Here is a 232-nt window from a genome sequence, read left to right on the forward strand (position 1 = left end):
CTGCTCAGCAGAACAACAATTCTCGTCCTGCAAAACGAGATTCCCGATGCCGCCAACGTCGCGGCGGCAAAGGCCGTCAAGCAGGCAGGCGGGCGCGTGCTGATCAATGCAGCCCCGGCACGCATTCTGTCGAACGATCTGCAACACCTGATCGACATCATCGTCGTCAATGCCATCGAAGCCGAAATGCTGGCAGGCGTTCCCGTTGTTGAAACACTTGACGGCGCTCTGG

At 58.6% G+C, this 232-nt stretch carries 1 pseudogene; it reads left to right on the forward strand.

Annotated elements, in window-relative coordinates:
* A pseudogene (locus tag AF337_RS18305) lies at positions 1 to 232 on the forward strand (ribokinase); the annotation flags it as partial.

Origin of the sequence: Rhizobium ecuadorense (assembly GCF_001187535.1) — a bacterium.
Classification (GTDB): domain Bacteria; phylum Pseudomonadota; class Alphaproteobacteria; order Rhizobiales; family Rhizobiaceae; genus Rhizobium; species Rhizobium ecuadorense.